Consider the following 21,701-nt stretch of genomic DNA (forward strand, 5'->3'; position numbering starts at 1 on the left):
CAACGCGTCGTCGCCACTGCCGGTTCGGGCGGTCGATGGCGCTCTAGCCACGAGCGACCGGCCCGTCCGTCGTCGCTCGGACTCAGCCGTCGACGACGTCGTGGATGCTCAGGTGGGTGACCGGCACCCCCGTCGGCCCACCGTCGGCCCGAGACAGTGCGCTCGTCAGCGCGTCGAGGTACTCGTCGACCCTCACGTCGTCGTCACCGTCGGCGTGGGTCGGTCCCGCGACCGAACGATACCGCTCCGGGAGCGACTCGCTGGGGGTGGGGCCGTCGTCGAGGACGTGCATCCAGACGGCGACGGTGGCCACCAGATACGCCCGCGCCGTCTCGGCCGGGTCGTCGACGGACGGTATCGTCTCCAGATACTGGACCGCCGGGAACGCGTCGACGTCGACGTGCCGGTCGACCCACTCCCGAACCGCCGCCTCGTCGGCATCGGCCGTCAGGTCGTCGGCCGCTCGCGTGCAGATGGACCGTTCGGCGGCGGCGATGTCGTGGAAGACGTTACCGACGACGACGGCGTCCGCGCCGGCCGCCAGCATCGCCCGTGCGTTCTCCCGCGAGTCGAGACCACCTCCGTACCAGAGCCGTGACCACGTCGTCGCGTCCCGGATCGCGTCGAGCGTCGCCGCGGCCTCCTCGCCGCCGAACGTCCCGGAGTATTCGAGGTAGAGAATCTCGCTTTCGAGGTGTCGCTCCGCGGCCATCGCCCGCTGGCGGGCCTCCTCGACGGTGAGGCAGTCCGAGGCGGTGACGTTGGCCTCCCGCGCCGCCGCGCTGTCGGGGTTCTGGATGATGTAGGCCTCGAACACCGCCTCGTGGAGCAGCCACGACGTCAGGAAGTCGGCGAGTCGGTCCGAGACGGCGTCGGGTGTCCAGCGGGGGAGCACGCCGTCGAGCGTCTCGGGAGCCAGCGACTCACGGATGTACTCGATCCCCTCGCCGAGCGTGCCGACGAGCGCGTTCGAGTCGCCGTTGAGCACCTCGGGGACGGCGAGGAACGTCGCGCTCTCGATGGTGGTCGAACTCACGTGCTGTGCGCCGCTGGGTTCGTGAATCGTCGGCTTCGGTGTCCACTCCAAGAGGTGGAACGTCTCCTCCGTCGTCCGCTGGTCGACGCTCCGTGACCCGCCGACCGAGAGGACGTCCGTGTGCTGGAGGTAGAGCGGATACAACACGGGGAGCAGCTTCTCCGGTTCCGGGTCGACCTTGGTCACGTGTGACCACTCGCTCGGAACGGGGTTCGAGTCGACTCTGAACAGGTGACGGCCGGCGATTCCGACCGCACCCCCCACGGTCCGGGCCACCCCCAGAACGGAGCTGTCACGCGTCATTGGTGCGATAAGCGCGAGTGTCACACATAACAGCCCCGAAACCGACCACGCCCCCACCGACGGAGGGTGAGCGAGAGTCTGGCGCTTCCGTGTCGTCCGAGTACACCGACGCTCGTCGGCCGGGGCGACACTCACCACTCCGGAGATAGGAGCGTTGATTAGGGGCCTGACCCACCGGCCAGTATGACCAGCATCGGAACCGACCCGACTGCCCCACACCCGCTCCGGGCGGTCACTGCGAGCGCTCGGTGATTCCGTAGCATGACTACGCACGTCGACTCCCCACCCCGGTCGGCCGTGGCTCGCGTCGCCAGCGTCGCCGCGGACAGCGACCTCCTCCCCCTCTCTCTCCGGTCGGTACTGGGCTACTACGCGGAGACCGGCGTCTTCGACTACGACTCGCTCACGCTCAAGCGCTACGTGGACCGGACCGTCGAGGAACTCCTCACCGCGGCGTACCGGGCGGTCGAACGGTCCATCGCGGACGTCGTCGACGAACCTCCTTCGGCCATCGAGTTCGCCTACGATACGAAGCTGACACTGCCCGCGGAACTCACGCTCGGCCGGGTCTACCAGCGAGCGGTCGACGAGACGCCGGCGGCGTTCAACCCGGTGACGCTCTCCGTCAGGACGCCGCTCGTCGAGTACGTTCGCTCTCCCTTCGACGACGAGTACGAGCGGAGACGGCTCCGCATGTACCGAGAGCAGTACGCCGCCGTCCTCGACGAGGTCGAACGGGCCGAGGCGATGACCGAACTGGTCGTCGAGGCGTTACTCGACGGCGACATGCGCGACGCCATCAACGACGACGAGTACGACGACTTCGAGGTCGAAGGACCGACGGGCGACCTCTCGACGCCCGAAATCGCCGTCGTCGCCCAGGAGACACTGGCGGCACGCGTCGAGGCACAGTTCGAGACGTTCCCCGACGAGGTCAGGGCGGCCTACGAGCGGGCGGTCACCGTCTCCGAACGCCACCAGGACGACGACCCCCGGTTCCGCGAGATCGCCGAGCGGGCCGCGACGGACGCCGACGCGGCCGCGACCGATATCCGCGAGGAGTACAAACACGCCCCGTTCGACGACGACGGGCCGCTGTTCGCCCCCGAACACGGCGACCTCCCGTACTTCACGACCCAGTACGGTCGCGTCGGCGTCATCTACGCGGGGATGATCGAGATGTACCGGGCGGTCGGTATCGACATCGACGCCGGCTTCGAGGAGTCCATCATCCTCGCCATCGTCGGCGCACAGATATGGCTCGACGACGTCGACGACTTCCCCGAGGACCTGGCGGACCGACAGCTGACCCCCGCCACCGCGGAGTACTGGCTCGCCGACTCCGACGGCGAAGCCTACGACCGAATCGTCGACATCGCGGTCCGTTACCTCGACGCGGCGAAGGCCGCCGCGACGGCCTCAGACTCGACGCTCACCGGTATCGCCGTCGAGTACATCCTGCGCTCGGGTGCCCCCGAGAGCCTGCCCGGAAGCCGCGAGTGACCCGAACGCCGTTCCGACGGAAGACACGTATTCGACCACCGAAGCGTTCGTGGGACCGAAACGCGTGGCTTAGAAGCCTTTCCCCAGCAGTTCGCGGGCGATGATGTTCTTCTGGATTTCGGTGGTGCCCTCGTAGATCTGCGTGATCTTCGCGTCGCGGTAGAGGCGTTCGGCGTCGAAGTCGTTGACGTAGCCCGCCCCACCGTGAATCTGGACGCACTCGTTGGCGGCGTCGACGGCGACGCGGGAGGCGTACTCCTTGGCCATCGAGGCGAGCGTCGTCAACTGGTCGTCGGAGTTGTCGACCGACCACGCGCTCTTGTAGGTGAGCTGACGGGCGGCCTCGGTGCGGGTGTGGATGTCCGCGAGCTTGTGCTGGATGGCCTGGAAGTCGCCGATGGGCTTGCCGAACTGCTCGCGCTCCTTGGCGTACTCCAGCGCACGGTCACACGCGCCCTTGGCGATGCCGACGCCCTGCGCGGCGACCATCGTCCGGGTGACGTCGAAAAACTGCATGAGCTGGAGGAACCCCATGCCGCGCGTGCCGACGAGGTTCTCCTCGGGGACACGCAGGTCGTCGAAGATGAGTTCCGCGGTGTCGCTGGCGCGGATGCCGAGTTTCCCCGTGATCTTCTCGGCGGTGAAGCCGTCGCGGTCGGACTCGACGACGATCTGAGAGAAGCCGTTGTAGCGGCCCTCTGCTTCGGGGTCGGTCTTACACATGACGACGAAGAAATCCCCCACGGAGCCGTTGGTGATCCACATCTTGTTGCCGTTGAGGACCCACTCGTCGCCGTCTTTCTCGGCGGTCGTGGAGACCGACGAGACGTCGGAACCGGTGTCGGGTTCGGAGATAGCCGCGCCCATGATGGCCTCGCCCATCGCCACGGGTTCGAGGTACTGCTCTTTCTGTTCTTCCGTCCCGAACTCCATGATGGCGTCCGACCCGAACGTCGTCGCCGTAATCGAGAGGGCGATACCGGGGTCGACGGCGAACATCTCCTCGACGATGAGGGCGGTTTCGAGGGCGTTGTAGCCCGCACCACCGTACTCCATCGGGATGTTCGCGCCGGTCAGACCCATCTCGGCGGCCGTCTCCAGCACCTCGTGGGGGAACTTCTCCTCGACGTCGTACTCCTGGGCGACGGGCGCGATCTCGTTCTCCGCGAAGCGGCGGACCTCCTCTTTGATCTGTTTCTGCTCGTCGCTGAGTTGATAGTCCATGACATTCGTCCTCGCAGAGGGGCACACATAACCGTTTCCCGACGATTTCCAACGGGTAAGGAGTTTCTGCGGGGTGGATGGGAAACGTTGAACAGGGCACCGGCAGAGTCACGACTGTCTATGGACTCCGACGACATCCAGACCATCGCCGTGCTCGGCGCTGGCAACATGGGCCACGGTATCGCCGAGGTGGCGGCCATGGCCGGCTACGACGTCAACCTTCGTGACATCAACGAGGAGTTCGTCCAGAACGGCTACGACCAAATCGAGTGGTCGCTGGGCAAACTCGCCGAGAACGACCAGTTGAGCGAGGACGAGGCCGACGCCGCCCTCGACCGCATCACGCCGCTCGTCGAGATGAGCGAGGCCGTCTCGGACGTCGACGTCGTCATCGAGGTCGTCCCCGAGAAGATGGACATCAAGAAGGACGTCTTCGACGAGGTAGAGGCCCACGCCCCCGACGAGGCCATCATCGCGTCGAACACCTCCTCGCTGTCCATCACGGACCTCTCGGAGGCCACCGAGCGTCCCGAGCAGTTCTGTGGGATGCACTTCTTCAACCCGCCCGTGCGCATGCAGCTGGTCGAGGTCATCTCCGGTGCACACTCGGCCGACGAGACGTTGGAAGCCATCGAGGGCCTCGCCGAGGCGTTCGGCAAGACGCCCGTCCGCGTTCGCAAGGACACGCCTGGGTTCATCGTGAACCGTATCCTCGTCCCCCTGATGAACGAGGCGTGCTGGGTCGTCTCCGAGGAGGACGCCACGATGGCCGAGGTCGACTCGACGGTCAAGTACGACATCGGCCTGCCGATGGGCGCGTTCGAACTGGGCGACCAGGTCGGCAACGACGTCACCTACCACGTCCTCGAGTACATGCACGAGGTGCTCGGTGAGGCGTACGCCCCCGCACCGCTGCTCGAAGAGGTCGTCGAGGAGGAGAACTACGGGAAGAAATCCGGGAAGGGCTTCTACGACTACGAGGACGGCGAGGGCGCACAGGTCCCGACCGACGAGATCCGTGAAGACGTCAAACACCGTCTGCTCGCCATCATGGCGAACGAGGTCGGCAACCTCGTCGGAGGGGACGTCGCGCCACCCCGCGACATCGACCAGGCCGTGATGCTCGGCGCTGGCTACCCCGACGGTCCCGCGAAGATGGCCGACGACGCCGGCCTCGACGTACTCGTCGAGACGCTCGAGGACCTCCACGAGGAGAAGGACGCCGAGCGCTACGCGGTTTCGGACGGCCTCCGTGAGGCCGCCGAGGAGGGCGGGTTCTACGGTGGCGACGACGAGGAGTCCGTCGAGTTCTCCGCCGTCTCGTTGAAGTATCCCGGCGACATGGTCGGTCAGATCGTCCTCGACCGCGAGGCCCGGATGAACACCATCAGCGCCGACATGCTCGACGAAATCGGCGAAGCCGTCGACGTGCTGGAGGAGGACGACGACGTGCGTGCCATCCTCATCACGGGGAAGGGCGACCGCGCGTTCTCCGCGGGTGCGGACGTGAGCGCGTTCGCCTCCTCCGCCGAACCGCTGAAGGGTATCGAACTCTCCCGGAAGGGCCAGCAGACGTTCGGCAAACTCGAAGAGTCGCCGCTGCCCGTCGTCGCCGGCATCGACGGCTTCGCGCTCGGTGGCGGCCTCGAACTCGCCGCCTGTGCGGACCTGCGCATCGCCTCCGACCGCTCGGAACTCGGCCTCCCCGAACACGACCTCGGCCTGATTCCGGGGTGGGGTGGCACCCAGCGCCTCCAGCGCATCGTCGGCTTCGGCCGTGCGAAGGAGATCGTGTTCACCGCCGAGCGTTTCGACGCCGAGACGATGTACGACTACGGCTTCGTCAACGACGTCGTCCCGTTCGGCGAGTTCGAGGAGAAGGCGCACGAACTGGCCGCGAAGCTCGCAGGCGGCCCGCCGGTCTCCCAGAAGCTCACGAAGCGCGCGATGCTCAAGGGCTGGGAGGACCCCGACGCCGGTCTCGAACTCGAAGCCCAGTCGTTCGGCCACCTGCTCGGTACCGACGACCTGATGGAGGGTATCACCGCGTTCATGGGGGACCGCGACCCCGAGTTCGAAGGGAAGTGACCTGAACGGGGCTGTCAGGAAGTGACAGCCGCGTCCCGAACAACAGCCTTTATCAGTGGCTGGGTCGCAGGTGAAACCGTAGCTCGGTCGTCCCACGGAGCGAAGCGACGTGGGGCTCGAAGCTGAGCGAAGCGAAAGCTCGGTTGGTGTAGTCCGGCCAATCATTTCGGCCTTTCGAGCCGATGACACGGGTTCAAATCCCGTACCGAGCATGTTTCTGAGGAACAGAGTGACGAAGAAACACGCACAGCGTCGAGATTTGGATCAGGGAGCGAACGCCAGTGAGCGACCGCGGTTCAAATCCCGTACCGAGCAGTCTGCGAGGAGTACTCCGACGAGCAGACGCCCGTACCGAGCACTTCTCGGACGAAGTGAGAAACGCGCCACGGGTGGTTCTCGTGGAGCCGAACCGACGAGCGATTGCGCCGTTCGGTACGCCGTCGCCGCTGGCGAGAACTTATCACTCTGCTGTCCGAACGGACCGTACGGTTCCCCCTCCATCGGCACCGATTCGGTCGCCGGACAACGAGACCCTCCAGTACCCGCATCGGCCCGACGAGTCGGAGACGCCGGACGTGACACCGCCGAGCGTGACGCTCGCCTGCCTCGTCCGACTGCTGACCGTCGCCAGCGTCGGCTACGGCCTCCTGAGCGACGCCGCCGGACTCCTCGCGGTCGCCGTCGTCGGTGCGGTCGTCGTCGAACTCGTCCTCGCGAGGGGGGTGTGGAGCCGCCGCCGCTGGGCGTGGTCCGCGGCGCTCGGTGCCGACACCGTGACCGCGGGTGCCGCGCTGGCGGTCGGCCTTCCGCTCGCTGCGGTGGCGACGGCAGCGGTGGTCGTGGTCCTGTTCGTCCACCGCGACCGCTTCGAGTGAGACGGCCGCGGCGAGTCCGCCGGTCGGCGGGCCGACCGTCCACCGGGGCAGAGCGCTCGCCACATCGCAACCGGCTTGTCACCGCGACGACTCGCTCGGAGTCCGACCAGCCATGACCGACGAGTCCCCGGCACGCCGGTTCGCCAGCACCGAATCCTACTACGCCGAGCACCGCCCCGGCTACGGTGACGCGCTGTTCGAGTTCCTGGCGGAGCGATTCGCGCTCGGCGACGAGTCCCGGGTCCTCGACCTGGGGTGTGGTGCCGGGCAGACGACGCTCCCGCTGGCCGAACGCGCGGGCCACGTGCTGGCGATGGACCCGAACGAGGAGATGGTGCGACACGCTCGCAGGCGGGCCAGCGAAGCGGGCGTCGAGACCGTCGAGTGGGTCGTCGGGTCGGACGCCGACCTGCGCGTCGAGATGGGGCCGTTTCGACTGACGGTGATGGGCCGGTCGTTCCACTGGATGGACCAGGAACGTACGCTCGACAGGCTGTTTCGAGCGACCGAACCCGGTGGTGGTGTCGCGCTCGTCACCGACCGCGAGTGGTTGACGAAGGGGCAGGCCAACTGGCAGGCGGCCGTCTACGAGGTCACCGAGCAGTACCTCGACGACCTGCCGGAGCGCGTCGACCCGGCGGCCGTGAGCTACGACGACCCGTGGGACGAGAAGCTCCGCGCCTTCGGGTTCGAGGACGTCGAGACACTGGAGTTCGACCTGCACCGTGAGTGGCCAGTCGACGGCATCGTCGGCTACGTTTTCTCGCTCTCGTACTGCTCGCCCGACCGGTTCGGCGGGGACGCCGAGGCGTTCGAGACGGACCTCCGTGCGCGACTGACGGCGTTCGACCGGGAGCGGTTCGAACAGCGAGCGACCGTCGAGGCCATCGTGGGGTCGAAACCGACCGACGGTGACCGGTCCGTGTGACGGCGGGCAGAGACAGGCACAACCGTCATCAACGTCCGTCGAGACGACTGTAGCTATGAGCACCGCCAGTCTCGACGATCTGTTCGAACACGAACTGGAGGACATCTACTTCGCGGAGCACGAACTCACTGCGGCCTACGAGCAAATGGCCGAGGCGTCGACGGACGAGGACCTCGTGGCGTTCTTCGAGGCGCACGTCGAGGAGACGGGCAGCCACATTGAGCGCCTCGTCGACGTCTTCGAGGCGACCGGTGAAGCCCCACAGACCGAGGAGTGTGAAGGAATCGAGGGGCTGTTGACGGAGTGGGAGGAGTTCACCGCCGACCACGACCCCGGCCCGGTCCACGACTACTACAACGTCGTGACGGCGATGAAGACCGAACGCTACGAGCAGACGGCCTACGAGAGTCTCGTCGCGCTGGCGTCCGAGCGCGGCGACGAGGAGGCGATGGACCTGCTCAAGACCAACCTCGACGAGGACGAGGAGACGCTGAGCGACCTCGCGGAGATGGCCCGGTCGTTCGACTACGACTCGCTGTAGGCGGCGAAAGCGCGGCGACGTCCGGTAGGTCACCGGTCGGTGGTCGACCACGACGGGGAGTGATGCCTCGGCCGGCCGCTCGGAGCGGGCCGCGACGGATACTGAGACCCGGAGAGATACCGGACGACAGGAGCGCACTGACGTGTAGACCGGTCGGTCAGTCGTCGTCCGCGCCGGAGGCGTCCTCGTCGCACTGGTTCGGACCGCCGGGTGTCAGGTCCACGGGCTCCTCGTCGACGAGGTCGGGAATCGGGTCGACGGTGTACAGCGTGATGAACGCCAGCGCTGCGAAGACGATGGTGACCGAGGCGACGCCGAAGGCGGTGAAGACGTCCGTGAGGTCCCAGACGACGCCGACGAGGAACGGTCCCGTAATCTGCCCGACCTTCCACGCGATGGAGCGGAGCGACATACTCGCGGCGACGGCGTCGAACTGCTCGCCCTCCTCGACGAACAGCGCCATACTGGCGGGCAGGCGGATGGAGTCGGCGACGCCACAGACGCCGAACGCGATGAACAGGACCTGGAAGCCGGGAGTGAGCGTGTAGCCCGCGACGGTCATCGCGGAGAAGTAGGCGCCGGCCAGTCCCGCGAACGGGATGAGGAGCGCCCCGACCGCGTACAGCAACGCGCCGACGAAGACGAACAGGTGTTTCGAGCCGACTCTGTCCGTGAGACCGCCGACGTACCCCTGTGTGAGCGCCTTCGTCAGCTTCCCGCCCGCGAGGATGCCGCCGACGTAGAGCGTCGGGATGTCGAGGACCGTCACCGCGTAGATGGGCAGGAAGAGGATGACACACATCTTCCCGAAGCTGAGCCCGAACCGGAAGACGACGAGCGCACGAATCGGCGTCCGCGAGAGGAGGCGCTCGATGGCCTCCCGGCCGGACTGTTCGTCGGGGTCGGCTCTCCCGCCGGGGTTGTCCCGAAGCCACGAGTACAGCAAGAGAGTGGCGAACGCGGTGACGCCGGCGAGCACGGCGTACGTGACGCCGAAGCCGTGGACGTCGAGCAGGTACGCACCGACGAGGTCACCGGCGAACGAGGAGAACGCCCCCACCTGGTTGTACGTCCCGAGCCACTGGCCGCGCTCGCCGTCGGGCGATATCTCGCCGACGACGGTCGACCCGGTAATCCACAGAAGGGACGCGCCCAACCCCTGCACGACCCGAACGAGCAGGATGTCGGCCACCGAGTCGACCATCCAGAAGCCGACGAAGACGCCGACGTTGAGCACGAGTCCCGCCAGCAGGTAGCGTTTCGCGTTCCCCGTGTCTATCTTCCGCCCCAGCGGGAGGACGATGACGAACTGTGCCAGTGCGAAGACGGTGGCGAACAGTCCCTCGACGGTGCTGGAGGTGCCCAGCATGTCGGCGTACAGCGCCAGCGCTATGGCGATGGTCGAGTACGCCTGTGCCCGAGCGAACGCGGTTCCCGACAGCGCGAGGAACTCGCGGTCCCTGAGGACGCCGAGCGAGCCACCAGCCACGGTATCTCGACCGACGATTCGAAGACGGTTAAATCCCCGAAAACCGGACGAGAGGGGACGGAAAGACCGTGATAGAGAACGAGCGACACGGGGCGGACGGCACGTGTTCGCCGTGCGGAGACGGGGCTACAGTTCGATGCGTTCGACCAGCTGGTCGCCGTCGCCGTGGCTGTTGATGGCGACGATACGGATGTCGTCCTCGATGAGCGAGTCCTCCAGTTTCGACTTCAGCAGTTCGTCGACCTGGTAGACGCCCGCCGCGTCGGTCATCTCGATCTCGACGAGGACGCTCCGGTCGTCTCCCTCCCGTAGCGTCACCTTCCGGATGGCCTGACTCGAGAGGGTGTTGATACCCCGTCCGCCGCGCTCGTAGGGCATCCGCGAACGCCCGCGTTCCATGTCCAGTCCGTCCGCGACCCGCAGGACGCCCGCCTCACGGGTCAGAGGTTTCTCCTCGGTGTGGTGACAGAGGACGGCGTGGAGCACCTCGCCTTTCACCCGGACGGCCTCGGCCACGTCGTAGCCGAACTCCGGAAGGATACGGTCGAGCACGTCCGACGCCAGCGGAATCGAGTAGTAGCTGTGGTCGTCGCGGTGGACGACGTGACCGATGTCGTGTAACTGGGCCGCCAGCGCGACGATGACGGCCTCGTCGGCCTCGTCGAGACCCTGCTGGCGCGCACCGTTGAACTCGACGCCGCCGGCTTTCAGCAGGTCGTAGAGACAGAGCGCACGGTTGCGGACGATGGAGATGTGCTTGCGCCCGTGGTCGTTGTACCCCTTCCGGTCGACGGGGTTGACGTTCTGTGCGTCGAGATACGTCTGAATCTCGTCGTCGGTGTCGATGAAGCCGAGCACTTCGTTGAGACGCTCGTCGGGGAACGCGTGGTCCGCGTCGGGGTCGTAGGTCCGACCCCCGTTGCCACTGTCGCCTTGAGGTTGCATACGGCCACCTCCGGTCGTCGGTGCGAAAACAGCTTCGGAAATATATATTCAGGCGTCCGCCGCGGCCGCCTCCACCTCGTCGTACTCCGGTTCGACGCCGGGGTTCTCGCCGACCCAGGCGTAGTCGACGACGCCGTCCGCGCCGACGACGAACACCGCCCGTCTGGCGGCGTCCTCGATACCGGCGAACTCGGTCGAGACGTCGTACTGGTGGACGAGTTCACGGTTCGCGTCGCTGATGAGCGGGAAGTTCAGGTCGAGTTCGTCGTGGAACGCGTTGAGTGCGAACGGGAGGTCGGTACTGATGCCGTAGACGCTCGCGTCCGAGGCTCGGAACTCGTCCAACCGGTCTCTGAACGTCGCCATCTCGTGGGAACAGACGCTGGTGAACGCGCCGGGGAAGAACGCGAGAACGACCGGTCCGTCCTCGAGTGCGTCCGACAGCGTGAACGATTCGACGTCCTCGCCGGTTGCGAGCGGTGCCGTGAACTCCGGGGCGGTGTCTCCGACCTGCATCGACTGGAGCAACGGTCGTCGAACGGATATACCCGTCCCTACGGGTTAGCAAAAGGCCTATAGTCGGGAGTTGGTAAGTGACGATAGACATGGCAACCCTGGTACCGCTGTTCCCGGGCATCCCCGGCGGCATCGAAGTGTTCGTCGTGCTGCTCATCATCGTCCTACTGTTCGGTGCGAACAAGCTCCCGAAGCTGGCACGCTCGTCGGGACAGGCGATGGGCGAGTTCAAGAAGGGGCGCGAGGAAGTCGAGCAGGAACTCGCCGAGATGCAGGGACAGGGCGCGGAGGAGGCCGAGTCGTCGGAGCCGACCACGACCGAGACGACGCCGTCCACGGCGACCGAGGAGACCGTCGAGACCGAGAAGCAGAACTGATTTTCTCGTCGCCCGACTCGGGGATGACGCAGGGCGTGTGGCCTAGCGGATAGGGCGAGAGGTTCCTAACCTCTAGACCGCGGGTTCGAATCCCGTCACGCCCGCTTCGGCTTCGCTTCGCTCAGCCTCGCGGCCGTGGCTGACTCCCACTCACTCGCTTCGCTCGTTCGCGGGAGTCCCCAAACGCCCACTGTCGTGCCAACGAAGCGAGACCAACAGCGACGCGTGCGGGTTCGACGCAGGGAACGACCGGATGCGAGCGACTGAAGTTCGACTCCCGCCACGCCCGTCTCCTTCACTGCGCTCAGTCGACGAGCCTGCCTGACTCCCACTCACTGGCTCCGCTCGTTCGCGGGAGCCCCCAAACGCCCTCGAACTGGCCGGCGACTGGTTGGTCTGCTCGTCGCCGGATGGAGTGGCCAGCTATCGACGTGGACGGCCCGCACCGTGTTGCGGTGATGCAGTCGGACGGCGTAGCCGGACACCGAGGTACTCCGGCCGGTTTACAGCGGCGGCCACGGTGTGGTGATGGTGGTGGCCCGAAGAGACGACTGTCGACCTACTCGACGGCCAGCGCCGGGAACAGGTCGTCGACGGCGGACTCGTCGTCGGCCGCGTCGGTCAGTTCGTACTCCCGTGATGAGGTCTCGGTCACGGTGAGCAGGCCGCCCTCGGCGAGGTGGTCGAGGTGGGCGGAGGCCTCGCCGGGGCCGTGGAGGATGTGAATCGACGAGAGGCCGCCGAAGAGGCGGGCGCTGACGGTCCAGGCGTCCGCGGGGCCGTGATCACGTAGGGCGGCGAGGACGCGGCCGGTCCGCTCGCGGTGGTGGACGGCGATGTCGCGGGCGCGGCCGGTGGGGTCGACGATGGGGCCACGGTGGCCGGGCCAGGCACGGGCGTACCCACCCTCGGCGATGCGGGTGAGCGTGTCGAGGTACTCGGCGAGTGGTCGTTCGACGCGCACGTCCGCGCCGCCGACGTTCGGGGTGTAGTACGGGAGCAGCGCGTCCCCGGAGAAGAGGTCCCGGCCGCTCCCGGAGAGACCCACGTAGTCGCTGGCGCACGCGAACCCACAGAGACCGGCACTGTGTCCGGGGAGGTGGACCGCTTCCAGCGTCCGGTCGCCGGCCGCGAACGCCTCGCCGCTCTCGAACGGCGTCACCTCGGGGGCGCTCCCCTCGATCCCGTCGCTCCCGTCGAGGACCCCGAGCAGTTCCGACTGGGCGTCCTCGGGCATCCCCCAACGGTCGAGTGCCGCCCGTTGGCGCTCCTCCATCGCGGTCCGTGCGTCGGCGTCCTGTGCGACGAGCGGTGCGTCGGCCTCGTGGACCCGGACGACGGCGTCGCTCTCCTCCTGGACCGCGCCGGCGAGGCCGACGTGGTCGGCGTGGAAGTGCGTGAGGAGCAACTGGTCGACGTCTGTGAACTCGTAGCCCGCGTCGGCGAGGCCGTCACGCAGTCCCTGCTCGGTGTCGGGCGTGGCGATACCGGTGTCGACGAGCGTCGTCACCTCCCCCTCCAGGAGGTAGGCGTTGTTCAGACCCTCGAAGGCGCGGTTGCCGAGGCTGATCGCCTTCATCGGGCCCCCTCCGTCGACGAGGCACCGTCACGACCGCCGGCCACCGCCGGTGCCGCGCCGACCGTCTCGCCGCCAGCGAGCGAACGGCCGCCCTCGGTGCGTTCCCCGTCGACGAGTACGGAGACGTGTGGTCTGAGTCGCCCCTCGCCGTCGAACAGGAGCGGCCCGAGCGACGGGTACTCCCCGGTCAGCGTCCGGAGTGCTTCGGTGACGGTCGCTCCCTCGGGGACCGTTCGGGTGAGCGTTCGCTCGCCGACGGCGTCGCGGAGGGTCGCGTAGAACTCGAATTCGACCTCGACCTGCATGCACTCGCTCGCCGCGCGAAGCGTATAAACCCCGCCACAATCGCCTTATCCTGCCGCGCCGACGGGCCGCCATGGGACGAACGCACACCCCCGAGGAACGGTTCGAGGGACTGCCGGACTGGGACTACGACCTGCACGGCGTCACCGTGGGCGACGACCTTCAGATGGCCTACGTCGACGAGGGTGACGAAGACGCCGAGGAGACGTTCCTCTGTCTCCACGGCGAACCGACCTGGGGCTACCTGTACCGGAAGATGATTCCGACGCTCGCCGAACGCGGGCGGGTGGTCGTCCCCGACTTCGTCGGGTTCGGCCGCTCGGAGAAGCTGACCGACCGCGAGGAGTACAGCTTCGCGCTCCACTACGAGACGCTCGCGGACTTCGTCGAGACGCTCGACCTGCAGAACGTCACCCTCGTCTGCCAGGACTGGGGCGGTATCATCGGACTGACGTACGCCGCCCACCAGCCCGACCGGTTCGCGCGACTCGTGGCGATGAACACGTTCGTCCCCACCTACGAGACGGAGATGGCCGAGGAGTGGCACGACTTCCGGAACTTCGTCGAGCGCGTCGAGGAGTTGCCCATCGGGATGCTCGTCCAGAACGCGACGGCGACTGAACTCACCGACGAGGAACTGGCCGCCTACGAGGCACCGTACCCCAACGAGGCGTCGAAGGCGGGCGCGTACGCGTGGCCCGACATGGTCCCACGCACGGACGGTGGGGATGGCGGCGAGATGACCGAGAAGGCCCGCGAGGAGCTGAAGTCGTGGGAGAAACCGGCGTTCGTCCTGTTCGCCGACTCGGACCCCATCACGAGGCCCGCACGCGACCCGCTCCGGGGACTCATCGCCACTGCCGACGAGCAACCCGACGTCTGGGTCGAGGGCGCGATGCACTTCCTCCAGGAGGACGCCGGCGAGGACATCGCCGAGGAGATACTGGCGTTCGTCGACCGGACCTGAACCGGGTGGTTCGGGGGACGGTCACACGAACCCGAACGCGTACGACCGGACGCTCGTCACGACCGGACGCATGGAGCGAATCCTCGCTCGCATCGGCATCGGTGCCGCTACGGTCGATCCCTCCTCCCCACCACCCAGTTGACGCGGGGTGATGCCGTCGACGCCCAGGTCGAGATGCACGGCGGGTCGACCGACCTGGACATCGACGTCGTCTACTTCGCCCTCAAGACACGCTACCGTGACGAGGAGGGCGACCGGAGGACGACGCTCGCCCGAAAGCGCGTCGCTCGAAGACGAGCGACGGCGAGAAACGGTGTGCGGGCGAGCGCAACCTCCGCCCACGACGGCGGTGACGCGAACACGCGTCCGGACGCACTCGCCGAACGCAACCACCGTGAACACTCGTTCGGTGCCGCGTGAGTGGAGCACTGTACGAGTGCGTTCGTCGCCACTCGGGGGACGGCTATCAGTGTTACTCTCACCACCGGTCACTCCTGTCGGGCGGTGAAGGGCTATGTGACCCACACCCGTCCTCGGAGTATGTCACGAGCGGTCGGCCCGTCGACACCGGTCCACGACGAACCCCACCGTGGTGGTCGCAGATGACGGTCCTCGTCCTCGGCGACCAGTTGACCCGCCGGCACGGGCCGCTGAGCGAGGGGTCGCCGGACGTGCTGATGGTCGAGGCGACGGCCTTCGCCACCCGCCACGCCTACCACCCGCACAAACTCACGCTGGTGTTCTCGGCGATGCGCCACTTCCGCGACGAGTTGCGCGATACGGGCCACAGCGTCGACTACCGACAGACGGAGACGTTCGCCGAAGGTGTCGAGACACACCTCGCGGACCACCCCGGCGACGAACTGGTCGTGATGGACCCACCGAGCCACCGTGGAGCGGAGCGTCTCCACGACGTCGTCGAGAGCGCCGGTGGCAGCCTCGACGTCGTCCAGAACGACCTGTTTCTCGTCACGCCCGCGGCGTTCGACGACTGGTTCGACGGGGAGTCCGGCGACAGCGACTACACACACGAGGAGTTCTACCGCTGGCAGCGCCGCGAGACGGGCTACCTGATGGACGGCGACGACCCCGAGGGTGGTGAGTGGAACCTCGACGACCAGAACCAGGAGTCAGCGGACCCCGAACGGGCGTTCCCCGACCCGCCGCGCTACGACCCCGACGAGACGACCCGGGAGGTGCTCGACTGGGTCGAGGACACCTTCGACGGCAGCTACGACACCGACGAGAAGGGTGGTGCGTGGGCCGACCCCGAACCGTTCTGCTGGCCGGTCACCCGCGAGCAGGCACTCGACGCGCTGGCGGACTTCTGCGAACACCGCCTCGCGGGGTTCGGCCCGTATCAGGACGCCATGCTCGACGGCGAGTGGTCGCTCGACCACCTCCTGCTCTCGCCGGCTATCAACCTCGGTCTGCTCCATCCCCGCGAGGTGGTCGAACGCGCCATCGAGACCTCCCGCGGGCGTGACGACGTCCCGCTCAACAGCATCGAGGGGTTCGTCCGCCAACTCGTCGGCTGGCGGGAGTTCATGCGCCAGACGTACCGCCGGGAGATGCCCGAACTGGCGACGGCCAACCTGCTCGACGCGCCCCACGACCTGCCCGAGTTCTACTGGACCGGTGAGACCGACATGCACTGTCTCTCGGACGTGGTCGAGAGCGTTCGGAAACGCGGCTACACCCACCACATCCCGCGACTGATGCTCCTGTCGAACTTCGCGCTCACCTACGGCGTCGAACCCACCCGGATAAACGAGTGGTTCCACGCCGCCTACGTCGACGCGTTCCACTGGGTGACGACGCCGAACGTAATCGGGATGGGGGTGTTCGGCACGGACGTGCTCACCACCAAACCGTACGCCGCCTCCGCGAACTACATCGACGGGATGAGCGACTACTGCTCGGGGTGCGAGTACGCGAAGACGAAGACGACCGGCGAGAACGCCTGTCCGTTCAACGCGCTGTACTGGGACTTCCTCGGGCGGCACGAAGAGAGCCTGCGAAGCAACGACCGCATCGGCCCGGTCTACGGCCACTGGGACCGCAAGGACGACGAGGAGCGCGAGGAAATCCACGACCGGGCCGACGAGATTCGAACGCTGGCCGAGTCGGGTGACCTGTGAGTGGTAAGGCGATGCACGTCGTTACTTTAAGCCTTCACGATTCGAATCGGCTGTTAGACAGAGAGCGTGGGTCTCACAGCGGAGGTATGGGGTATCCTCATCTCCTTTCCGAGCGGATATCGACGTGATGGACGGCCTCCGGTGAGAGAAGTCGGTCTGTCGGAAGCTCAATCCACCCGTCAGCACGCATCCGAACCGGACCTTCGTGCAGGACGATTTCGCCTTCTCGGTCGCCGTACACCACGACATCACTGTACTGGTGTTCGAAGATCTCGCTGAACGTGTCTCTGACAGCATCTAGTATCGGATTCGTTGAGGGAACCGTAGGGGCCATACGACACAGTATGTGTAGGGAAACAAAGGTGTGGTGCAGCCCTAACTGATACACACGCGGCACGCGTCTAACAATACCGGCAACCTGTGCAGCCAGCCACGTAGCGGCGAGCACTACTCCGAAACCCAGTCCGTCACACACGCTCGGTGGCGGCAAGCGTGTGGGTTTCGCCCGCCCCCTTTAGGCTCCAACCCCTACCACAGATATGGCACAACAGACCCAGCGAGCCGACCGCTACGAACCGCACGGCGACTGGAACGTGCTGTATCTCGACGGTGTACGGGACGCGGGTAACCGCGACACCATCACCGTCGAGAACCCCGCGACCGAGACGCCCTTCACCGAGGTCCCCGCCGGGACGACCGACGACGTCGACGAGGCGTTCGAGGTAGCCCAGGAGGCACAGACGGAGTGGGCCGAGACGACGCCCGCCAAGCGCCAGCGAGTGGTTCAGAACGCGATTCAGACGGTCCAAGAACACCGCGAGCAGATACTCGACCTGCTCGCCACCGAGTCCGGGAGCACCCGCATCAAAGCCGAGTCGGAACTCCAGACGGCCGTCGGGATGATGCAGGAGGCTGCCTCGTTCCCGACGCGGATGGGCGGCGACAACAAAGAGGGGATGGTCCCGAACAAGGAACACGTCGTCAAGCGCGAACCGGTCGGCGTGGTGTCGGTCATCTCGCCGTGGAACTTCCCGTTCCACCTCTCGATGCGTGCCGTCGCCCCCGCGCTGGCGACGGGCAACGGTGTCGTCCTCAAGCCCGCCTCGGACACGCCCATCACGGGTGGGTTGCTCCTCGCACGCATCTTCGAGGACGCCGGTCTCCCCGAGGGCCTGCTGACCGTCGTCACCGGGCGTGGCTCGGACATCGGCGACCGGGTGGCGGGCCACGACGCCGCCAGCGTCGTCTCGTTCACCGGGTCCTCGCAGGTCGGGTCGGAGGTGGCCGCCACCGCCGCCGGGAACTTCGCGCTCCCGTCGATGGAACTCGGGGGCAACGGCCCTCACGTCGTGCTGGAGAGCGCGGACGTCGAACAGGCCGTCGACGCCGGCGCGTTCGGCAGTTTCCTCCACCAGGGCCAGATCTGTATCTCCATCAACCGTCACCTGGTCCACGAGGACCACTACGAGGAGTACGTCGAGCGACTCGCCGAGAAGGCCCGGAACCTGCCGCTCGGCGACCCGACCGACGAGTCGACGGTCGTCGGACCCATCATCAACGAGTCCCAGCGTGACCAGATGCTGGAGTACGTCGAGGAGACCATCGAAGCGGGGGCGACTCTCGAGACCGGCGGGTTCGCGGTCGGCCCCGACGACTTCGAGGGGACGTCGGTCCCGGTCGGCGAACTGGACGGCGACGTCGGCGACTCCTCGGGACTGTTCGTCCTCCCGACGGTGCTCTCCGAGGCGACCAACGAGATGAGCGCGGCGTGCAACGAGCACTTCGGCCCGGTCGCACCCGTGATTCCGTTCTCCGACGAGGCGGAGGCCGTCGAACTCGCCAACGACACGCGCTACGGTCTGGCCGGGTCGGTGTTCGGTGACCGTGAGGCCGCCGAGGGCGTCGCCGACCGTATCGACCACGGGATGCTGCATCTCAACGACATGCCGGTCAACGACGAACCGCACGTCCCGTTCGGCGGGATGGGTGCCTCCGGTATCGGGCGGTTCAACGGCGAGTACGTCCTCGAAGAACTGACCGAGACGAAGTGGATATCCGTCCAGCACGAACCGCGCGACTACCCGTTCTGAGGGTCAATCCTCGGCGTCGCGCGTCCCGGCGTCGTCCTCTCCGTCGTCGAGTTCGGACGCGTCCTCGGTGTCGTCGTCCTCCGCTTCTCGGTCGACGACCGGTTCGACCTGCGGCGCGTCGCGTTCGGTGACGCGGATGCCTTTCCCCGCGAGGTGACGCAACTGCTGGCGAGCGAAGTCCTCCTCGCTGGTGCCTCTGGTGGCCAGCACGTACATCAGGGCGCTCCCGACCGGTCGCATCGTCCGGCCGGCGCGCTGTGCGCCCTGTCGGCGTGACCCGCCCAACCCGGAGGCGACGATGGCCACCTCGGCGTTCGGGAGGTCGATGCCCTCGTCGCCGACCCGCGAGATGATGAGCGCGTCCCGGCGGTCGCTTCGGAACTCGTCGAACAGCACCTGCCGCCGACTGTGGCGCATCTCCCCGGAGACGAACGGGATGTCGAGTGCCGCCGAGAGCGCCTCGCCCTGGTCGAGGTAGTCCGCGAACACGAGGAGTTTCGACCCGGCGTGTGCTTCGAGCAGCGTCCGGACGGCCTCGACTTTCGCGGGGTTGGTCGCGGCCGCCTGCCGGCGTTCGTGGCCGTGCGTCGAGACGTACTCGTTGCGGGCGTAGTCGTCGGCCCACGGGACGTAGCGAATCTCGACTTCGGGTTCGGCGACGAACCCCGCGTCGAACAGCGCCGCCCAGTCCGTGCCGATGGGCGGCCCGATGAGCGTGAAGATGTCGGCCTCGCGGTCGTCCTCCCGGATGGGGGTCGCGCTCAGTCCGAGCCGATGCTTTGCCTGCAGGTCGGCGCTGCGTCGGAAGACGTTCGAGGGGACGTGGTGGACCTCGTCGTAGACGATGAGCCCCCACTCGCGGTCGTCGAACAGCGAGCGGTGGCGGTCCATCCCCGCGGTCTGGTAGGTGGCGACGGTGACGGGCCGGATGTTCTTCTCACCGCCGTGGTACTCGCCGACCTGGTCGGGCGTCAGGGAGGTGTTCATCAGGAGTTCGTCGTGCCACTGCCCGGCGAGGTCACGAGAGGGGACGAGAATCAGCGTCTCGCCGCCGACGGCCGCCATCGCGCCCATCGCGGCGACGGTCTTCCCGCTGCCCGGCGGGCCGACGAACACTCCGGAGTTCGCCGTCTCGAAGCGCTCGACCCACGACCGCTGGTACTCCCGCAGGTCGAGGTTCACGTCGATGTCGAGCGGCGCGCCCGATTCGAGTTCCCGGTCGTCCTGTACGGGGTAGCCCGCGTCGTAGAGGATGCGCTTTATCTCGCCGACGCGTTCGGAGGCGACCCACACCTCGGAGTCGCTGATCGGAGCACGGACGTGCTCGCCTTGGTCGAGTCGCTGGAGGGCGACGTTCCCCATGAGGTCGTCGCTCGCGGCCCTCAGAACCGTGTACCCGTCTTCGTGTGTCACGAGCGTGAACTTGTGGGCGCGGGACCACTGGCGTTCGACCCACTCGTCGAGGTGTGGCGAGCGCTCGGGCAACACGTCGCGCATCGTCCGCAACAGGTCGTCGAGGTGGTCGTAGGGCGCTTGCCAGACGTCCTCCTCGCGGATGCGGTAGATGTAGGCGTCGCCCGAGGAGTCGACGAGGTGGGCGAACTGCGCGAGTTGCGCACGGGTGAACTGTCGGGGGTGTTCGACGACGACCTCCCGGCGTTCGGGAAAGAGGATACGGTGTTCCTTCGAGGCGACCGCGTCGAGGTCGGTCGGGTACCAGACGACCGGGTCGCTCGACACGTCGGCGCTGGCGATACGCCCGGCGTCGGCGAGTGCAGCGAGACGCTCGCTCGCGTCGGCCTGTGGGCACTCCAGAACCCGTGCGACCTGACTCGCGGTGACGACCGACCGTCCGAGGCGCTGGAGTACGGCCTGGAACTCGTCGAGCGACAGCGGTGAGGACTCGTCGGACACTACCCACGATAGGGTCGGCCCCCCCAAACCGGTTGCGTCACGGCAGCACCTCGCCGCCGGTCACCACGAGAGGAGTTCACGTGGGGACAAGCTTCAAGACGACAGGCGAGGTATGACAGAACATGCCAGACACGAAACGTGGTCGTGAGCGCAAGGGGCGTGGCAAGCACGAGCAGCTCCGAGAACACATGTACGACCGCGAACTCGAATCGCTGGACTCCGAGGAGGACCTCGACTTCGAGGAGTTGCTCGGTGGCGACCCGGACGGCGACTCGCTGCTCGACGAAGAGGGGGCGGCGGCGGACGACTGAGCCTCACTCGACGTCCAACAGCATCGGCTTTTGTGGCTTCCCACCCACCAGCGACAGCACCGCGAGCACGTAGCAGGCTCCGCCGGCGAAGAGGGCGAAGAACACGATAGAGGAGATGGTCCGCCACGAGAGCGACGCGAACGCGTCGGTCGGAACCGGACCGAGGGCACCCAGCGGTATCGCGAACGTCACCGCCATCGCCGCGGCGAGCGTGTAGCCGGCCCCGAGCACCGTCGGAACCAGTGGGCCACGGCCGTGGGCGTGGAGACCGATGGCCGCCACGAGGACGAGCGTCACGACGAGCGCACCGACCGAGAGTAGTGACTCCATAGCCACGGCACCGAGTGTCGCGAAGGTGGCGTGGAGACCGACCACTGAGAGACCGAGCGGTCGGATGAACGGCCGGACAGCCGTCATCGACGTCATCGAGGTCACCACCGTCACCGACGTATCCTCCGGGTCGCGGCCAGTCGTGCCATACGCACACACGACGGGTTCGGGGACGCTTAAACGTATCGACGAGCGATACACTTTGTCCGCTGACACGACTGGTCAGTCCCGGTGAATTAGT

Annotated in this window: 22 protein-coding genes and 2 tRNA genes; 13 read left to right on the forward strand and 11 right to left on the reverse strand. The window is 67.0% G+C overall.

The window, feature by feature from the left end:
- Positions 1-82: 82 nt before the first annotated feature.
- Positions 83-1,339 carry a geranylgeranylglyceryl/heptaprenylglyceryl phosphate synthase gene (locus tag GQS65_RS16810; protein ID WP_158205784.1) on the reverse strand — a complete coding sequence of 419 codons (1,257 nt, stop codon included), beginning with the start codon at positions 1,337-1,339 and terminating at the stop codon, positions 83-85.
- Positions 1,340-1,600: 261 nt separating this feature from the next.
- Here GQS65_RS16810 and GQS65_RS16815 point away from each other — a divergent pair, with 261 nt between their 5' ends.
- Positions 1,601-2,842 (forward strand): hypothetical protein, encoded by a 1,242-nt coding sequence (locus GQS65_RS16815; RefSeq protein WP_158205785.1) that lies wholly within the window; start codon positions 1,601-1,603, stop codon positions 2,840-2,842.
- A 69-nt stretch (positions 2,843-2,911) separates the two neighbouring features.
- Here the strand turns inward: GQS65_RS16815 and GQS65_RS16820 are convergent, their stop codons facing one another.
- On the reverse strand, positions 2,912-4,066 hold the full coding sequence (locus GQS65_RS16820; protein ID WP_158205786.1) for an acyl-CoA dehydrogenase family protein: 1,155 nt from the start codon (positions 4,064-4,066) through the stop codon (positions 2,912-2,914).
- A gap of 120 nt (positions 4,067-4,186) precedes the next feature.
- Between GQS65_RS16820 and GQS65_RS16825 the strand changes: the two genes are divergently transcribed.
- The 5 genes from GQS65_RS16825 (at position 4,187) to GQS65_RS16845 (ending at position 8,498) form a co-directional block, all read left to right on the forward strand.
- Positions 4,187-6,154, forward strand: a complete 1,968-nt coding sequence (locus GQS65_RS16825; RefSeq protein WP_158205787.1) for a 3-hydroxyacyl-CoA dehydrogenase/enoyl-CoA hydratase family protein — start codon at positions 4,187-4,189, stop codon at positions 6,152-6,154.
- A 137-nt stretch (positions 6,155-6,291) separates the two neighbouring features.
- Positions 6,292-6,366: transfer RNA gene (locus tag GQS65_RS16830), tRNA-Glu, on the forward strand.
- A 363-nt stretch (positions 6,367-6,729) separates the two neighbouring features.
- Positions 6,730-7,029, forward strand: coding sequence for a hypothetical protein (locus GQS65_RS16835; RefSeq protein ID WP_158205788.1), 300 nt, complete (start codon positions 6,730-6,732; stop codon positions 7,027-7,029).
- 112 nt (positions 7,030-7,141) lie between these two features.
- Positions 7,142-7,957, forward strand: a complete 816-nt coding sequence (locus GQS65_RS16840) for a class I SAM-dependent methyltransferase (protein WP_233265165.1) — start codon at positions 7,142-7,144, stop codon at positions 7,955-7,957.
- A gap of 55 nt (positions 7,958-8,012) precedes the next feature.
- Positions 8,013-8,498, forward strand: a complete 486-nt coding sequence (locus GQS65_RS16845; protein ID WP_158205789.1) for a YciE/YciF ferroxidase family protein — start codon at positions 8,013-8,015, stop codon at positions 8,496-8,498.
- 157 nt (positions 8,499-8,655) lie between these two features.
- Here GQS65_RS16845 and GQS65_RS16850 read toward each other — a convergent pair whose 3' ends face one another.
- From GQS65_RS16850 to GQS65_RS16860, 3 genes are all read right to left on the reverse strand, one after another.
- Complete coding sequence (locus GQS65_RS16850; RefSeq protein WP_368280294.1) at positions 8,656-9,987, reverse strand: MFS transporter; 1,332 nt, start codon at positions 9,985-9,987, stop codon at positions 8,656-8,658.
- A gap of 126 nt (positions 9,988-10,113) precedes the next feature.
- Positions 10,114-10,932 carry an HD domain-containing protein gene (locus tag GQS65_RS16855; protein ID WP_158205790.1) on the reverse strand — a complete coding sequence of 273 codons (819 nt, stop codon included), beginning with the start codon at positions 10,930-10,932 and terminating at the stop codon, positions 10,114-10,116.
- 48 nt (positions 10,933-10,980) lie between these two features.
- Positions 10,981-11,448, reverse strand: a complete 468-nt coding sequence (locus tag GQS65_RS16860) for a redoxin domain-containing protein (protein ID WP_158205791.1) — start codon at positions 11,446-11,448, stop codon at positions 10,981-10,983.
- Positions 11,449-11,537: 89 nt separating this feature from the next.
- Here GQS65_RS16860 and GQS65_RS16865 point away from each other — a divergent pair, with 89 nt between their 5' ends.
- Together GQS65_RS16865 and GQS65_RS16870 are read left to right on the forward strand one after the other, a co-directional pair.
- Positions 11,538-11,825, forward strand: a complete 288-nt coding sequence (locus tag GQS65_RS16865; RefSeq protein WP_158205792.1) for a twin-arginine translocase TatA/TatE family subunit — start codon at positions 11,538-11,540, stop codon at positions 11,823-11,825.
- 31 nt (positions 11,826-11,856) lie between these two features.
- Positions 11,857-11,929: transfer RNA gene (locus GQS65_RS16870), tRNA-Arg, on the forward strand.
- 455 nt (positions 11,930-12,384) lie between these two features.
- Here the strand turns inward: GQS65_RS16870 and GQS65_RS16875 are convergent.
- Both GQS65_RS16875 and GQS65_RS16880 read right to left on the reverse strand, forming a co-directional pair.
- Positions 12,385-13,404 carry an MBL fold metallo-hydrolase gene (locus GQS65_RS16875; RefSeq protein ID WP_158205793.1) on the reverse strand — a complete coding sequence of 340 codons (1,020 nt, stop codon included), beginning with the start codon at positions 13,402-13,404 and terminating at the stop codon, positions 12,385-12,387.
- Entirely contained in the window at positions 13,401-13,709 is a 309-nt protein-coding gene (locus GQS65_RS16880) for a ubiquitin-like small modifier protein 1 (RefSeq protein ID WP_158205794.1), read from the reverse strand. Before GQS65_RS16880 ends, GQS65_RS16875 begins: the two co-directional genes overlap by 4 nt.
- A gap of 71 nt (positions 13,710-13,780) precedes the next feature.
- On the opposite strand from GQS65_RS16880, the gene GQS65_RS16885 reads away from it, so the two are divergent.
- The gene (locus GQS65_RS16885) at positions 13,781-14,674 is read left to right on the forward strand and encodes a haloalkane dehalogenase (protein WP_158205795.1); all 894 of its coding nucleotides are present in this window, start codon (positions 13,781-13,783) and stop codon (positions 14,672-14,674) included.
- Between the two features lie 21 nt (positions 14,675-14,695).
- On the opposite strand, the gene GQS65_RS21460 is transcribed toward GQS65_RS16885, so the two are convergent.
- Positions 14,696-14,854: a hypothetical protein gene (locus GQS65_RS21460; protein ID WP_199268493.1), complete on the reverse strand. Its 159-nt coding sequence runs from the start codon at positions 14,852-14,854 to the stop codon at positions 14,696-14,698.
- Here GQS65_RS21460 and GQS65_RS16890 point away from each other — a divergent pair.
- Positions 14,849-15,094: a sporulation protein gene (locus tag GQS65_RS16890; RefSeq protein WP_233265166.1), complete on the forward strand. Its 246-nt coding sequence runs from the start codon at positions 14,849-14,851 to the stop codon at positions 15,092-15,094. The genes GQS65_RS21460 and GQS65_RS16890 overlap by 6 nt on opposite strands.
- A 182-nt stretch (positions 15,095-15,276) precedes the next feature.
- Positions 15,277-16,815, forward strand: coding sequence for a cryptochrome/photolyase family protein (locus GQS65_RS16895; RefSeq protein ID WP_158205797.1), 1,539 nt, complete (start codon positions 15,277-15,279; stop codon positions 16,813-16,815).
- A 97-nt stretch (positions 16,816-16,912) separates the two neighbouring features.
- On the opposite strand, the gene GQS65_RS16900 is transcribed toward GQS65_RS16895, so the two are convergent.
- A complete protein-coding gene (locus GQS65_RS16900) occupies positions 16,913-17,149 on the reverse strand; it encodes a hypothetical protein (protein WP_158205798.1) in 237 nt (78 codons plus the stop codon).
- Positions 17,150-17,354: 205 nt separating this feature from the next.
- Here GQS65_RS16900 and GQS65_RS16905 point away from each other — a divergent pair, with 205 nt between their 5' ends.
- Entirely contained in the window at positions 17,355-18,905 is a 1,551-nt protein-coding gene (locus tag GQS65_RS16905) for an aldehyde dehydrogenase family protein (RefSeq protein ID WP_158205799.1), read from the forward strand.
- 3 nt (positions 18,906-18,908) lie between these two features.
- Here GQS65_RS16905 and GQS65_RS16910 read toward each other — a convergent pair whose 3' ends face one another.
- Positions 18,909-20,819 carry a DEAD/DEAH box helicase family protein gene (locus tag GQS65_RS16910; protein ID WP_368280295.1) on the reverse strand — a complete coding sequence of 637 codons (1,911 nt, stop codon included), beginning with the start codon at positions 20,817-20,819 and terminating at the stop codon, positions 18,909-18,911.
- Between the two features lie 122 nt (positions 20,820-20,941).
- Between GQS65_RS16910 and GQS65_RS16915 the strand changes: the two genes are divergently transcribed.
- Positions 20,942-21,130 carry a hypothetical protein gene (locus GQS65_RS16915; protein WP_158205801.1) on the forward strand — a complete coding sequence of 63 codons (189 nt, stop codon included), beginning with the start codon at positions 20,942-20,944 and terminating at the stop codon, positions 21,128-21,130.
- A 3-nt stretch (positions 21,131-21,133) separates the two neighbouring features.
- On the opposite strand, the gene GQS65_RS16920 is transcribed toward GQS65_RS16915, so the two are convergent.
- Positions 21,134-21,460 carry a hypothetical protein gene (locus tag GQS65_RS16920; RefSeq protein WP_158205802.1) on the reverse strand — a complete coding sequence of 109 codons (327 nt, stop codon included), beginning with the start codon at positions 21,458-21,460 and terminating at the stop codon, positions 21,134-21,136.
- Positions 21,461-21,701 lie beyond the last annotated feature (241 nt).

It is taken from the genome of Halomarina oriensis, assembly GCF_009791395.1.
GTDB classification, from domain to species: domain Archaea; phylum Halobacteriota; class Halobacteria; order Halobacteriales; family Haloarculaceae; genus Halomarina; species Halomarina oriensis.